At 71.6% G+C, this 13,721-nt stretch carries 14 protein-coding genes and 1 pseudogene; 5 read left to right on the top strand and 10 right to left on the bottom strand.

Annotated features, from left to right (window positions below; genetic code table 11):
* Positions 1 to 179: 179 nt before the first annotated feature.
* Positions 180 to 518, top strand: a complete 339-nt coding sequence (locus Pta02_RS39960; protein WP_203880262.1) for an STAS domain-containing protein — start codon at positions 180 to 182, stop codon at positions 516 to 518.
* A 78-nt stretch (positions 519 to 596) separates the two neighbouring features.
* Here Pta02_RS39960 and Pta02_RS39965 read toward each other — a convergent pair whose 3' ends face one another.
* The 4 genes from Pta02_RS39965 to Pta02_RS39980 all read right to left on the bottom strand — a co-directional run bounded on the left by Pta02_RS39965 (position 597) and on the right by Pta02_RS39980 (position 3,662).
* Positions 597 to 1,085 carry an ATP-binding protein gene (locus tag Pta02_RS39965; protein WP_203880263.1) on the bottom strand — a complete coding sequence of 163 codons (489 nt, stop codon included), beginning with the start codon at positions 1,083 to 1,085 and terminating at the stop codon, positions 597 to 599.
* A 246-nt stretch (positions 1,086 to 1,331) separates the two neighbouring features.
* Positions 1,332 to 1,817 carry a hypothetical protein gene (locus Pta02_RS39970; RefSeq protein ID WP_307837524.1) on the bottom strand — a complete coding sequence of 162 codons (486 nt, stop codon included), beginning with the start codon at positions 1,815 to 1,817 and terminating at the stop codon, positions 1,332 to 1,334.
* A gap of 106 nt (positions 1,818 to 1,923) precedes the next feature.
* Positions 1,924 to 2,718, bottom strand: a complete 795-nt coding sequence (locus tag Pta02_RS39975) for a DUF6461 domain-containing protein (RefSeq protein WP_507763426.1) — start codon at positions 2,716 to 2,718, stop codon at positions 1,924 to 1,926.
* Positions 2,658 to 3,662: an ArsR/SmtB family transcription factor gene (locus tag Pta02_RS39980; RefSeq protein ID WP_239131590.1), complete on the bottom strand. Its 1,005-nt coding sequence runs from the start codon at positions 3,660 to 3,662 to the stop codon at positions 2,658 to 2,660. Before Pta02_RS39980 ends, Pta02_RS39975 begins: the two co-directional genes overlap by 61 nt.
* A gap of 265 nt (positions 3,663 to 3,927) precedes the next feature.
* On the opposite strand from Pta02_RS39980, the pseudogene Pta02_RS39985 reads away from it, so the two are divergent.
* Positions 3,928 to 4,458, top strand: a pseudogene (locus Pta02_RS39985) (MFS transporter); the annotation flags it as partial.
* 7 nt (positions 4,459 to 4,465) lie between these two features.
* On the opposite strand, the gene chrA reads toward Pta02_RS39985, so the two are convergent.
* From chrA to Pta02_RS40005, 4 genes are read right to left on the bottom strand one after another with little or no spacing between them, the layout of a single operon-like run.
* A complete protein-coding gene (gene chrA, locus Pta02_RS39990; protein WP_203880266.1) occupies positions 4,466 to 5,848 on the bottom strand; it encodes a chromate efflux transporter in 1,383 nt (460 codons plus the stop codon).
* Between the two features lie 44 nt (positions 5,849 to 5,892).
* Positions 5,893 to 6,324 carry a chromate resistance protein ChrB domain-containing protein gene (locus Pta02_RS39995; RefSeq protein ID WP_203880267.1) on the bottom strand — a complete coding sequence of 144 codons (432 nt, stop codon included), beginning with the start codon at positions 6,322 to 6,324 and terminating at the stop codon, positions 5,893 to 5,895.
* Complete coding sequence (locus Pta02_RS40000; protein WP_203880268.1) at positions 6,321 to 6,851, bottom strand: Chromate resistance protein ChrB; 531 nt, start codon at positions 6,849 to 6,851, stop codon at positions 6,321 to 6,323. The genes Pta02_RS39995 and Pta02_RS40000 overlap by 4 nt, the downstream gene beginning before the upstream one ends.
* Positions 6,848 to 7,216, bottom strand: a complete 369-nt coding sequence (locus Pta02_RS40005; protein WP_203880269.1) for a hypothetical protein — start codon at positions 7,214 to 7,216, stop codon at positions 6,848 to 6,850. Before Pta02_RS40005 ends, Pta02_RS40000 begins: the two co-directional genes overlap by 4 nt.
* Positions 7,217 to 7,359: 143 nt before the next feature.
* On the opposite strand from Pta02_RS40005, the gene Pta02_RS40010 reads away from it, so the two are divergent.
* Complete coding sequence (locus Pta02_RS40010; RefSeq protein ID WP_203880270.1) at positions 7,360 to 7,827, top strand: DNA-binding protein; 468 nt, start codon at positions 7,360 to 7,362, stop codon at positions 7,825 to 7,827.
* 50 nt (positions 7,828 to 7,877) lie between these two features.
* Entirely contained in the window at positions 7,878 to 8,279 is a 402-nt protein-coding gene (gene tsaA, locus Pta02_RS40015) for a tRNA (N6-threonylcarbamoyladenosine(37)-N6)-methyltransferase TrmO (RefSeq protein ID WP_203880271.1), read from the top strand.
* 19 nt (positions 8,280 to 8,298) lie between these two features.
* Here tsaA and Pta02_RS40020 read toward each other — a convergent pair whose 3' ends face one another.
* Positions 8,299 to 9,327, bottom strand: coding sequence for a saccharopine dehydrogenase family protein (locus Pta02_RS40020; RefSeq protein WP_203880272.1), 1,029 nt, complete (start codon positions 9,325 to 9,327; stop codon positions 8,299 to 8,301).
* Between the two features lie 110 nt (positions 9,328 to 9,437).
* Between Pta02_RS40020 and Pta02_RS40025 the strand changes: the two genes are divergently transcribed.
* A complete protein-coding gene (locus tag Pta02_RS40025; protein WP_203880273.1) occupies positions 9,438 to 10,430 on the top strand; it encodes a helix-turn-helix domain-containing protein in 993 nt (330 codons plus the stop codon).
* A gap of 39 nt (positions 10,431 to 10,469) precedes the next feature.
* On the opposite strand, the gene Pta02_RS40030 is transcribed toward Pta02_RS40025, so the two are convergent.
* Entirely contained in the window at positions 10,470 to 13,286 is a 2,817-nt protein-coding gene (locus Pta02_RS40030) for an AbfB domain-containing protein (RefSeq protein ID WP_203880274.1), read from the bottom strand.
* Positions 13,287 to 13,721: the final 435 nt, after the last annotated feature.

Consider the following 13,721-nt stretch of genomic DNA (forward strand, 5'->3'; position numbering starts at 1 on the left):
AGCAGCGCGCTGGGGCCGACCGCCTCGCAGAAGGGCGGAGGGCCGCACTCAGGAAGGGAAGTCATGGAGGGGTGTCAGCACCCCCGCTGCGGGCCTACGGTAGAGCAAGCGGTTACCGCTGATCGGCGTCTTGCCGGCCGGCTGGCATCGATGGCCGCTGGAATGGGGAAGCTCCCCGGATGACCATGCTGTCGCTCACGATCACCGATCACCCGGATCTCACGGTGATCACCCTGGACGGCGAGGTTGACGCCCTGACCGCCGATCACCTGCGCCAGGCGATCGACCAGGCTTTGGCCCGCGGCCGCAGCCACCTGGTCGTCGATACCGCAGGCCTGGGATTTTGCGACTCCCGTGGGCTGCAGACCTTGATTGCCGGCCAGTGCCGCGCCATCTCGGCCGGCGGGTCGCTGCGCCTGGCCCACGCCCACGGCTATCTGCAGCGGCTGCTGGAGCTGACCCAGCTCACGCAGCTGTTCCCGCCCGACCCGCGCCTGGAGCACCTGCTCACCGGGTGAGCCTCCGGCCGCCTTGAGGGGGATCACGCCCATGGCGCTTCCACCGCACGCGGTGGCTGCGGTGTGCCGGGCTTGCCTTTAGGCGGAGGCCAGTTTCATGCTCATGCGCAGCTGCGATGCGCCGGGCCGCCGGTCGATGACCACCGCATCGCATACCCGGCGGATCAGCCACAGGCCGGCGCCCCGGCCGCGGCCCGGGACCGGTGGGCCGGCTGGCAGATGCGCCGGCTCCAGCACGCCTGCGGCGTCGGTCACCTCAACGATCAGCTGCCCGTCTTGGCAGGTGATGCTCACCGTGCCGCGCCCGCCGCCGTGCTCCAGCACGTTGACCACGGCCTCGTGCACCGCTACCACCAGGTCGGCCGCGCTGTGGGCATCCATACCGGCGCTGATCGCGCATTGGTGCACCTGCCGGCGCATGCCGGCGAGATCGCCGTTGATAGGCCACGGCCCCGCCGGGCCGGCCATGGCCGCTGCTGTTTCGGACATCGAATCAGCCCGCCGGCGCATCACCGGGACGGTCGGCAGGTCGAAGGGGTCGGTACCGCCTGTTTCAGGCTCGGGCATGCCGGCCTCCTTCCTGTGCGCTTCATCCGGCTCTACCCCACCGGCTCGCGACCTCACCCACGCCCGCGCAAGCGGACGTGCTCAATGATCGCGTGCCGCCGGTCGTGCTGTCTGACGATCGGATGCCGGGATTTGTTTTCACATCGTCGCCGACGCCTTCGGGTTTTTCGAGCGCGGCGGCACCGCCGGAGTCCTCCTCGGCGGCGTCATCACCGAGTATCTGAGCTGACCGTGGGTCTTCATCGTCTACATCCCGATCGGCCTGCTCACCTTGGCCGCCGTCCCAGCCCTGCTCCCGGCCGTCTCGGGCCGGCGCTGGGCGTACGACGGGAGCGGCATGATCGGCAGGCTGAGCGCGGCCAGGATCAAGCCCGCAGCGGAGGGGGCGGCCTGCCCGGCTCCCAGCAGTGCCCGGACCGCGTCGACGCCCACGTAGGCGGACAGCGCGAAGAACGACAGCGCGATGACGCGCAGCGCGGCGCGTTCGCGGCGCTCGTGGTCGGTTGCGGAGAACTGCCAGGCCACCGCGGCGGCCGAGGCCACCTCGACGATGGAGTCCAGGCCGAAGCCGATCAGGGCGACCGAGGACGCCAGAGCGCCGGCAGTCAGGGCCACGGCCGCCTCGATCACGTTGTAGGTGATGGCGGCGGCGACCAGCAGCCGGATGCGGCGGGTCAGCACGGTGCGCCGGGCCGCGGAGGGGCCGGTGCCGGGCAGGTTCAGTGCGGTCATGGCGCCTGCCTCTGCGGGCTGCGATTATCGGCGGGGGAGGAAGGACGTTCTGCAGTGTCAAGCGTCAAGCCCGTAGTCCTGTGAGGTGTCCTCGGGGCCAGGCCGGTCAGTGGGCGCTGGGGATGGCCGCGCCAAGGAGTGGCCGGCGAAGATGCCGCTGGGTGAGGACGACGCCCGTGACGCGAGCCGCGATCGCCAGGGCCGCCTCGATGGGATTGTCGATCTGGTCGGTGGCGTCCGGATCGATGCCGAGGTTCCGCAGATGATCGTTGAGCCGGTCCGGGTCGCTTCCCTGCCGGTGGTACGGGAACGTCGGGTCGATGTCGGTGATGAGCGTCCCGTCGGCGGCATGGGCGAGGTGGTGCCGGGCAGCGTAGTCGTGCCGCATCACCGCCACGGCCTCGCCGCCCTCATCTGACAGGCGGGCGAGTCTTCCGGAGTCCGCTCCACGCCAGCCGTCCTCTTCGACGGCAACGGTCCAGTTGCCGATCCGGGCCACGGTGATGATCTGAGAGCCTTCCGGATAGGAGTGATCCTCGTCGAGGACCGTGCGGATGTCCTCGGCGGCCGCACCCAGCCGGCGTAGCACCTCGTCCTCGTCGATCCCCCGGGCGAAGACGACGGTGTAGATCGGGCCAAGCGGGCCGTCCTTCTGCCAGGCGAAATCCTCCGGCGACGGGCCCGGCGTCCTCGTCGTAGCGCGTACGAGCTCGATCGTCCCGGCCTGTTCGCAAACGTCAGGGTTGGCGGCGAAGAACGCTTCCACGATCTCGTCTGCGACCCGTCCCCGATGACTGACCGGATATCCGTTGGCCCGTGCCCACTCCCGCACGGCGAGACTCAACGATCTGCCGAGGAGGCGGCGGGTGATCCGCAGGGGCGTGAATCCGGGCTGTGGCATGCGGGGAATCTACTGCGCCCCACCGACACAACGGTGCGCCCGGACCGCTCACGTGCGACCAGCCCGCTCGCGCGCAGCACGCCGAGATGCTGGGACACGGCGCTGGGCGTGACGCCCAGCGCCCGGGCCAACTCCGTCGTCGTGGCGGGAGAGCGCAGCGCCTCCAGCAGTAAGGCCCGCGCCCGGCCGAGCAGCCGGACCGCACTCCTCGCCGGCGGGCGCCTTCCCGCGGTCCACAACGCGCCGACGCCCCACGCCGGGTAGCGCACCGTGGTCTGCGCGGACGTACTCTTCTTGATCATCACGTGGGGTGGGCCGAGCACGACGGGCATGAGGACCAGCCCACCCGGGCCGCGATCGACCACATGCTCGGTCCGCCAGTGCGCGCCCCGCAGGCTCAGCCGGCCATCACACCACTGGAGGTCCGGGTGCAGGTCGGTGAACAGCTTCTCGGCGCCGCCCGCCGCCAGCTGCTTGGCGCGATGGATGACATCGGCATCCAGGACGGCCCGGATGCGCGGCCAGTGCGGCGCGATGAGCCGCTCATGCGCCGCGCGCAGTTCCACGGCGATCGCCCGCAGGCCCGCCGCCGGGTGCGCGGCGAGCGCGGCGGCGGCGCCGGGGAGCTCCTCTCCGAACACGCGCCGAAGACCGGCACGCACCTGATGCGGCGTTGTCTGCTGCAGCGCGGCCAGAGCGTCATCGATCGACGCCGATGCGCCGGGTGGAGCGGGGAGGAGGAACTCCGGCCAGCTCGGCCGGTCGTTCACCGGCAGCGGCCAGGTACGCGGCAGCTCGAGGGGATGGCAAGCGAGCTCGTCGGATGCCCACCGCAGCCACCATAGGTTGAGCGGGTTGCGATAACGGCCGCTCAACTGCTGCAGGCCGGCCACCGTCTCCGACAGCGGCGAGATCGCCAATCGTGTCGTCGCCAGCTCGGCCACGCCGAGATCGATCCTCAACGCGATGGACCGACTATGTAGCAGCGGGCTAAAAGCTGTCGCGGCGACGGCCGACGCCGCAAAATCCCGGCATGACACCGGATGCGACGCAGGTCACCGAGCCCCGCCTGCTTGGGACCTACTGGCGATTGTGGTGGGCGACGGGCATCAGCGCCGTCGGTGATGGCGCGTTCGCCGGGGCCGTTCCGCTCGGCGGCCTGCTGTTCGCGCTCGCCGTCCTGCTGGGGTCAACACCTTCTGCGGCCAGCTCGGCAATGCCACTCTCGTCCTGCTGGCCACCCAGATGCCGGGCCTGGATGCGCGCGGCTACGGCCTGCTGCTGGCCGGTGCCGCACTCGGCAGTGTGTTCGGCGGCCTGAGCGGTGCGCGCGTCATCAACAGGATCAGGGCGCCTGCCGCGCTCCCGGCCGGTCTGATCGTGAGCGCCGTCGCCTTCGTCGGGATCGGGCCGAGCCCGAATGCGACCGTGCTCGGTGCCCTGCTGGCTGTCGACGGCTTCGCTGTCGTGCTGTGGAACATTGTGACCGTCAGCCTCCGCCAGCAGTTTGTACCGCCGCAGATGCTCGGCCGAGTGGGCAGCGTCTGCAAGATGCTCGGCTGGGGCCTGATCCCGCTCGGCGCGCTGGTCGGCGGGCTGGTGGCGCACGCGTTCGGACTGCGCGCGCCGTACCTGCTCGCGGGCGTGCTGCGAGGGATCGCCTTGCTGGCCGCGATGCCTGTCCTGCTCCGCGTCCTTCGTGCTCCCGAGGTCCCCGGTCCGCCGATTCGCCTGGCCTGAACTGCGTCTATCGGGCCGTCAGGAGGGTGCCCATGCCCAGCAGGGCGCAGATGCCCAAGATGCGCAGCATCGGCCACTTCAGCACGAACGTCATGACGAGTGCGGCCACCGTGATCGCCAGGGCGGCGGGGCTGAGCGTGCCGGGTTCGGGCAGCCGGATGGTGAACGGGCCCCGGGACCAGGTGAAGGTGCGCGCGAACAGGGTGTGCTCGGCGAAGTAGAGGGCCAGGTTGGCGATGACCCCGACCACGGCGGCGGTGATGCCGGTCAGGGCGGCGCCGATGGCGGTGTTGTGCCGCAGCCGCTCCACGTGGGGGGCGCCCAGGAAGATGAACAGGAAACACGGCACGAAGGTGACCCAGGTGGTCAGCAGGGCGCCCAGCAGCGCCCCGGCCCATGGGGTCAGGGGACCGGGGGAGCGGTAGGCGCCCAGGAAGGCGACGAACTGCACCACCATGATGAGCGGGCCGGGGGTGGTCTCGGCCAGGGCCAGGCCGCGCACCATCTCACCCGGGCTCAGCCAGGCGTAGGTCTCCACGGCGCGCTGGGCGACGAAGGCCAGCACCGCATATGCGCCGCCGAAGGTGACCAGGGCGGTGCCGGAGAAGAACAACCCCTGGGTGGTGAAGACGCTGCCGGTCCCGGTGAGCAGGGCGACCGCGGCCACCGGCAGCCACCAGACGGTCAATCCCACGGCGAGGATCTTTCCCGCCGAGCGCCGGGACGGCCGGGCGTGGTGCAGGGCCTCGTCGGAGATCAGCGGCGCGGGCCCGCCGTCGCCGCCGTGCCCGGCGCCGTCGCCGAAAGCCTGCGGGGCCAGCTTGTGCACGCTCCAGCCGATGAGCGCGGCCGCGGCGATCACGACGGGGAACGGCACGCCGAACAGCGCCAGCGCGCCGAAGGCGGCCACCGCCACGGCGATGAGGATCGGGTGGGTCAGCGAGCGCCCGGCCACGCGCAGGACGGCCTGGGCGACGATGGCCAGCACCGCCGGGGCGATCCCGGCGAACAGGGCGGCCACCAGACCGGTGTCGCGCCACAGGAGATAGACGGCCGAGAGCACCAGCAGCGCCAGCATGCCGGGCAGCACGAACAGGATGCCGGCCACCAGGCCGCCGCGGGTGCCGTTGAGCAGCCAGCCCACATAGACGGCCAGCTGCTGGGCTTCCGGGCCGGGCAGCAGCATGCAGTAGGACAGGGCGTGGTTGAAGCGCCGCTGGCCGATCCAGCGTTTCTCCTCCACCAGGGTGCGCTGCATGACGGCGATCTGCCCGGCCGGGCCGCCGAAGGTCTGCAAGGAGATCAGGAACCAGGCGCGTACGGCCTGACGGAAGGGGATCACATCCCCGGCGGGCGCCGGGCCGGTGGTGACGGGCTGCGGATCGGTCACGGGAGTTCTTCCGTCGGATCGGGCGGGTGGATCGGGCGGGCGGGTCAGGCGGGTGGACGGCCGAGCAGGAACGCCCGCCGGTAGTACTCGTACATCCCCTCGAACAGCGGGCCGCTCAGCTCCAGGACGCGTTCGTCGGCGCACGTCATCGACAGTCCGCGCAGGATCACATCCAGGCCCGGGGCCTCGGGGGCGTCGAAGCGCTCATCGTCGAGGTCGGCCTCGTGCACGATCTCGGCGATCTTCCACAGCACCGGGTCGGTCAGCTCGTGGCGGCGCAGGATGGTCTCGAAGCTGCAGTCGCCGCCGTGGTGGCCGAGCTCGACCCCGCGCATGTCGAAGGCGGTGGCCTCGGGCGGGACCCGGGCCGGGTCGTCGACGAAGACGAACTCGGCATCGGCGTCGAGGTGGCGGCGGATCAGCCAGGCGCACGCCGCCCGGTCGATGTGCACCCCGGCGCGGGTGGCCCACTTCATGGCTGCTGCCTTCCTGCGGTCGTTTCGGCGGTGGCCGCACCGCTGTCCTGCCGGGTCAGTTCCCGCACGGCCAGATGGGCGGCGTCGCGTTCGGCCGGGGGGAAGAAGTCCCGGCGGCCGATGCGGCGCAGCCCGGCCTGCAGCCGCTTGGCGGTGCGGGCGCGTTCGCCCGGCCGTGCCCGGCCGGCCGCCTGAGCCTGGACGATGACCGCCTGGTACTCGGCGGTGCGGGCCCGGCGCATGCCGTCGGCGATCGCCTGCTCCTGGGCCGCGCTGCCCGGGTCGGCCAGCCAGATGGTGGTGCTGCCGCCCATCTCGCCGATCTCCTCGGCGATCCACTCCAGCTGCTCGCGGGTGCGGGCGTCGGCCGGCAGCGCGACCAGGCCGTCGCCGAGCCGGGCCACGCCGAGGCGGTCCAGCTTGCGCCAGATGGTGATGCGCAGCGTGGAGGGCTGGCGGGGGATGCGGTAGGCCAGCAGCACCCACTGCCCCGCCGTACCGCAAGAGCGGAACGCCGGGGCGCTCACGGGGCCAGCTCCCGGGCCAGGCTCCGCGCCCGATCACGCAGTTCGGCGGCCATGTGCTCGTCGAAGTCCGCATGGCGCAGCCGCCATTCGAGCGCACCGGGAACGGCGCCGGGCGGGCAGTCGATGGCCACCGTCAGAGCGGGATCGGGGATCGCCGACAGCGGGCGCGGCACCTGCCGATCCAGCAGGTGCTCGGCGCCGCCGCCGGCCAGCAGCCGCGGGGCGTGCAGGCTGACCTGCGGCTGCGGTGTCAGGCCGGCGGTCGTGGCCGTCCAGCCCGGCGGCGCCGCCTGGGCGAACCAGGCCGCGGCGATCCGGCTCTTGCCCGCACCGTGCGGGCAGACGAACAGCACCGTCCTGCTCATGTCCCCTCCCTAATGAAACCACGGTTACTGTAACTCTGGTTTCAGCTTCAGGGGAAGCCGGTGGGACGCCCCCGATCGGCATTGAACAAGACGTTCAAAACATTGTGTTGACAACATGATCACTGATACGGCACTGTGGGGACATGGCTCCCACTGCGCACTCTGCCGAGCACTCCGCCGACGATCCCTTCGCCGCGCCCGATCCCGGCACGACCCGGGCCCGGCGTGAGGCCGAGGCCCTGTTCCGGATCGCCGATCGCCACGCGGCCACCGCGCAGCAGCGTCACCGCCAGGTGCATCCGGACGTTCTCGGCCCGCACGAGGCCGTACGGCTCGTCTCCTTCCTGCTCTCCGGCGCGGCCGCGGTCCAGGACGACGAACCGCAGGTGGACCGGGCCGACATGGTGGCCGCGCTCACCCTGCTCCCACGCGTCCGCGCCGAGTTCGACGACCTGGAGGCCGCTCTGCTGGAGATGGCCCGGGGGCGCGGCATGACCTGGCAGGAGATCGCCTTCGGTCTCGGCCTGGGCAGCCCGCAGGCCGCCCGCCAGCGCTACGAACGGCTCACCGGACGCGCCACCGGTCAAGATCTTCCGCAGGCCCGTCCGTAGCCGACCGGATCCCGATGGCGCATCGGGCCGGCCCACGGTATGGAGGAGTCATGACGTACGAGATTCGTCCGATCGGGGTCGTCGAGTCGCCCCTGGTGGATCCCGCGAGCGCTCCGAAGCAGGGGGTGGAGGGCGGTCCCGAGGCCTGGCTGGTGTTCGATCCCGCGATGGCCGACGGCATCGGCGATCTCACGGCCGGCGAGGAGGTGTTCGTCCTCACATGGCTGCACCTGGCCGACCGGTCCGTGCTGGCCGTACATCCGCGCGACGATCCGCGCAACCCGCTGACCGGTGTGTTCAGCACCCGTTCCTCCGACCGGCCCAACCCGATCGGCCTGCACCGCGTGCGGGTGCTCGCGATCGACGGCCTCCGGGTGCGGGTGGCCGATCTCGAGGCCGTCGACGGCACCCCGGTCCTCGACGTGAAACCGGTCCTGGACGCCGCACGCTGACGGGGACACGATCCGGTCGCTACGAACGCAGTTCCACGGAGAGGTACGGTGACAGCGCGCGCAGGAAGTCGGGCGCGTCGAAGATCTCACCGGCGGAGGCGACGCCGACGGTCCTGGTCCGGCCCGTGAGGATGCGGTCGACCGCCTCCACCACGAGCGGCGCGGTGACGGCGTAGATGTCCCGGCCCCTGGCCACGGCGCGCCGTTCAGCGCCGCCGGAGCGCACGACGACGTCGAGGAGGAAGGTCTGCGCCGAGCGTCCCGACTCGTCGGCCGGGGACGGCGCCGGGGTGTCGGGGGCCGAGACCTCCCTGGCCGCCTCGACCGTCATGTAGGTGCGCACCTCGGGGATGGGCAGGTGGCTGGGGACGGTGACGACGTCGGCCATCGAGAACTCCCCGATGACGGCCCGGGGGCCCACCGGCTCGGGGAAGGACCACTCCAGGACCGGCGCGGCGTCCTCGCGGTACTCCAGCCGGCCGTTCGCGAAACGCACGCGCCGGCCGTCGCGCCGCTGCCGGGAGACCGCGCCCGAGGCGCGCGTCCCGGCGGTGGGGTGCCAGTTGTCCAGCCCGTAGGCGATGTGCGCCTCCTCGGCCGCCGTCCACTCGCCCATCGCCGCGGTGGCCAGCAGGTCGCCGAGGCCGCCGTAGAAGGCCATCGCCGGGACGATCACCGCTCCCGCGGCGCGGGCGCGGCCGGCGAAGTGCGCGAAGGTGTCGGCGTTGGCCTCGATCTCGGCCGCCACGTCCACGTACGGGATCCCGGCGCGCAGCGCCGCCTCGATCACCGGAACCGCCGTCGTGGCGAAGGGCCCGGCGCAGTTGACCACGGCCGCCGTACCGGCCAGGGCGCGATCCAGCGAGGCCGGCTCCTCGACCGACGCCGTCCGGGCCTCCAGGCCGGTCTCGCAGGCCAGCGCCTTCAGCTTGCCGGCGTCGCGCCCGGACAGGACCGGGACGAACCCGCGATCCCGCAGCTGCGCCACCACGAACCGCCCGGTGTGCCCGTACGCGCCGAACACCGCCACCGTGAGCCCCGATGCCATGACTTCTTCCCCCGCACTCGATGATCCGCTGTGATCTGTTGCGACCATCCTTGCGAGGGCGGGCGCATCGCACGAGTGTCCGGAACGCCATTACCCATACAATTCCGGACATGCACACTGTCGCGCTGGCCGTCACCGACGGAATGCTCCACTTCGAGCTGTCCCTGGCGCATGAGGTCTTCGGGACCCGCCCGGCCGGCGTGGCCGGGCCCTGGTACGACCTGGTCGTCTGCGGGCCGGGTGCCGTGCGGGCCGGCCGCTTCGCACTGGAGCCCGACCGGGGCCTCGATTACCTCCCGCGCGCCCACACGGTGATCGTCCCGGGCTGGGCCGACATCGAGGTGGATCCGCCCGCCGGCCTGGTGGAGGCGGTGCGCGCGGCCCACGAGGCCGGTGCGCGCGTGGCCTCCCTGTGCACGGGCGCGTTCGTGCTGGCCGCCGCCGGTCTGCTGGACGGCAGGCGCGCCACCACGCACTGGGCGCACACCCGCGACATGGCCGCCCGCCATCCCCGGGTGGAGGTGGACCCGGACGTCCTGTACGTCGACAACGGCAGCGTGCTCACCTCCGCCGGCAAGGCCGCCGCGATGGACCTGTGCCTTCATCTGGTCCGCCTCGACCGCGGCTCCTCGGTCGCCAACGCGGTCGCCCGGCGCCTGGTCGTGCCGCCGCACCGGGACGGCGGCCAGTCCCAGTTCGTCACCACCCCGGTGCCCGCCCCGGACAACCACCCCCTCGCCGAGCTGTTCCCCTGGGTGATCGAACGCCTGGACCGTCCGCTGAGCGTGGAGGACCTGGCCCGCCGGGCGCGGATGAGCTCGCGCAACCTGGGCCGCCACTTCAGGTCGGTGACCGGCACCACCCCGCTGCAGTGGCTGCTGACCCAGCGGATCCGCCACGCCCAGGAACTGCTGGAGACCACCGACGACAGCGTCGACGCCATCGCGGCGGCCACCGGCATGGGCACCGCCACGACACTGCGCCGGCACTTCAACCGCACGGTCGGCGTGCCCCCGGACGCCTACCGCCGTACCTTCCGCTCACGGACCCGCCCCGGCCCGGACGACGGCGGGCGGCGCCGTCAGCACCCCGCGGGGTGCTGACGGCGCCGCCCCTCACGGCGTCACGGCCTCCTCACGGCGTCAGGGCGCCCACGGCGGCGCGATGTTCCAGGTGCTGTCGGCGCTCAGCGTCTGGGGACGGTTCCAGGTGGCGCCGGTACCGCCGGCCGACCACACCCCGGAGTCGTAGTGGCGCAGGTACGAACCCGGATAGTTGATCGACTCGAACGTCACCCCGGCCCCCTGCAGGCCGGGCCGCGCGCACCACGTCGCGTCCTGGGCGAACAGCGTGCTCGCGTCGTTGGAGTCCATGCGCACGCGTGAGTCGGCGTGGCGCAGGTACCGTCCCGGGTAGTTGACCGACTCGAAGGAATAGCAGCCGGAGTCGGCCAGGCCACGGCGGATGGTCCAGGTGGCGTCGTTCTTCAGCAGCGCGCCGCTGCCGGCGTCGACGACCTCGGTGGAGGCCAGGCTGTCGGCGTGCCGCAGATAGCGGTTGGTGAAGCCCCACGTCTGCACCTGCAGCGACCGGCGCACGTCCACGGGCAGGACGACCCCGCTGCGCCACAGGGCGGGGCCGCCGGCGTCGAAGGTGGCGTCGGCGTCGAAGGAGGCGCCGCCGTCGAAGGGGTTGGGGCCGCTCGGCCGGGCCAGGTAGACGTTGTCGGCGTGGTGCCGCAGGAAGGCGCCGGGGAAGTTCAGCGACTCCAGCGACACGCCCGTGCCGGACCGGCCCGGGCGCGCGCACCAGGTGGCGTCCGCGGTGAACGAGCCCCCGGTGGCGGCGTCGGTGCGCACCACCGAGTTCGCGTGCCGCAGATAGCGGCCCGGGTAGTTGACCGATTCGAACGAATAGCACCTTCCGTCGGCCAGGCCGGGCACCGTACGGAAGGAGGCGTCCTGGCGGGCGAGGTCCGGGCTCGCCGTGGTGATCACATCCGTGCGCGCGACGGATCCGGCGTGCCGCAGGTACCGGTCGGTGAGGCCGGGGGTCGTCACCCGCAACGAGCGCACGTGGCCGAGCGGCAGCCGCGGCGTCGCGTTCTGGTTGCGGGCCACGGCCAGGAGGTCCTGATGCGCGGCGCGCACCTGGTTCGTGTCGACCTTCTGCACCCGCCGGTCGTAGGTCATCAGGCCGTTGTACTCGCCCTCGAGGTCGGTGATCTCGGTGTAGACGGACCCGCTCAGGCCCTTCTTCACGACCAGTTCCCGAAGGTCGCGGACCATGCCGGTGTAGCGGTCGTTGAGCTGCGCGGCGCCGGCCTGGTGCTCGTAGGCGAAGAAGCCGCCGTGCGGGCTGTACTCGTGACCGGGCGTGCGCAGGCCGAGGCCGCCGAACTCACCCAGGATCGAGACGCGTGTCGCGGAGGGGGCCGGTGCGTCCGGACCGGTGTACACGTGCCAGTCGATCATGTCGCCGTTGCCGGGGTCGCCCAGCGACGCGCAGCAGTTGAATCCGCTGTGCCCGTTGACCAGCCGGGTCGGGTCCTGGTTCTTGACGTTCTGGATGATGCGGCGGGTGTCGGCGAGGTTCCACTCGCCCCAGCCCTCGTTGAACGGCACGTAGGCGACGACCGCGGGCGAGCTGCGGTGCTCGTCGACGATCTCCCTGGCCTCGGTCTCGAACTGCTGGGTGTGGGCGGCTGTGACGTCGCGGCTGAAGGCCTGCATCGACGGGATGTCCTGCCACACCAGCAGGCCGAGCCGGTCGGCGTGGTAGTACCACCGCTGGGGCTCGACCTTGATGTGCTTGCGCACCATGTTGAAGCCGAGCTCCTTGTGCTTTTGCAGGTCGAAGGCGAGCGCGGCGTCGGTCGGCGCGGTGTAGAGGCCGTCGGGCCAGTAGCCCTGGTCGAGCGTGCCGAGGTGGTAGACGAACTCGCCGTTGAGCGTCGGCCGCAGCACTCCGTTGACGAGGCGCGTGCCGACCTCGCGCATGCCGAAGTAGTGGGTGGTCCGGTCGACGGTCTGACCGGAGCCGTCGCGCAGCGAGATCCGCAGGTTGTACAGGAACGGGTCGTCCGGGCTCCAGCGGCGGGCGTTCGGGACGGGGACGCTGAAGTCGGTGAACGCGCCGGTGGCGGTGCCGACGACCGTCGTGCCGTTCACGGCCTCGGCCAGGACGGAGTGGCCGCTGACGTTCCCGCGCGTGAAGACGCGCACCCGCAGGGTGTCGTCGCCCAGGTCGGGATACAGATCGACGCTGTAGATCGAGGAGGCGGGGGTCGGCTCCAGCCACACCGTCTGCCAGATGCCGGACACGGGGGTGTAGAAGATGGCCGACGGGCTGCGGGTCTGCTTGCCGATGAGCGGGTGGCTGCCGCCGTGGCCGGAGTCGGTGGGGTCGTAGACCTTGACGACCAGCTCGTTGGTGCCGCCGTTGAGGGCGTCGGTGATGTCGAACTCGAAGCGGTCGTACCCGCCGCGGTGCGTGCCCATCAGCCGGCCGTTGACCCACACCGTCGCCTCCCAGTCGACGGCGCCGAAGTGCAGCTGCGTGCGGCGCCCGGCCCACCCGGCGGGCACCGTGAACGTCCGGCGGTAGTACAGGTAGTAGCGGCTGTCGGCGATGGGGCGCATGACGCCCGACAGCGCCGACTCGACGGGGAAGGGGACGTTGACGCGCTCGGGCAGGGTGAGGCCGAACTGCGGCGCGTCGTCCGTCGCCGACTGCCGCAGCTGCCATTCACCGTTGAGGTTCATCCAGTTGGGGCGGGTCATCTGCGGCCGGGGATACTCCGGCAGGGGCGTTCCGCTCAGGGCCTGGCCGGTCCACGGCGTCGACAGGGGCGGTGTCTTCGCCGGGACCGCGTGTGCGGGCTGGGCGGCGAGCAACGCCGCGACGAGGACGGATACGAGCACGATCACTGCGGCTCGTATCGGGTTGCGTGTCTGCATGGATCTCTCCATCGGGGGGTGGAAGCACGCGTACAGGGCGGTGACGGCGGATCGGCGGGCCGTCCTCCGGCAGACCGGGCGAGAACCGGAGTGATCAAAGATTGATCAGATTCTGTAACGAGATCGCAAATGAACCGTCACGCATCGATCACATTCGTTATGAATCGATCAGAAAGAGTCAGAAGTTTGATCGCCTTCGATCGTGGCGGCTTACGGCGTACCGGGCAGGACGGGCCGGTGGCCGGGATGTCCCGTGGACCATCGCATCCGGCCCGTGTTCCGAACGTGATCAAGCCCAGGCATGATCACCATCATGAGAAGGGTGATCGCGGCTTCGGCGGCCTGCGCCGCTTGCACCTGTGGTACACCGAGCTGCTCGGCCACGACGAGCAGCTCCTCAACCCGGCCGAGCCCGCCACCCTGGCGGCCCTGCTG

The organism is Paraplanobispora takensis, assembly GCF_016863195.1.
Classification (GTDB): domain Bacteria; phylum Actinomycetota; class Actinomycetes; order Streptosporangiales; family Streptosporangiaceae; genus Planobispora; species Planobispora takensis.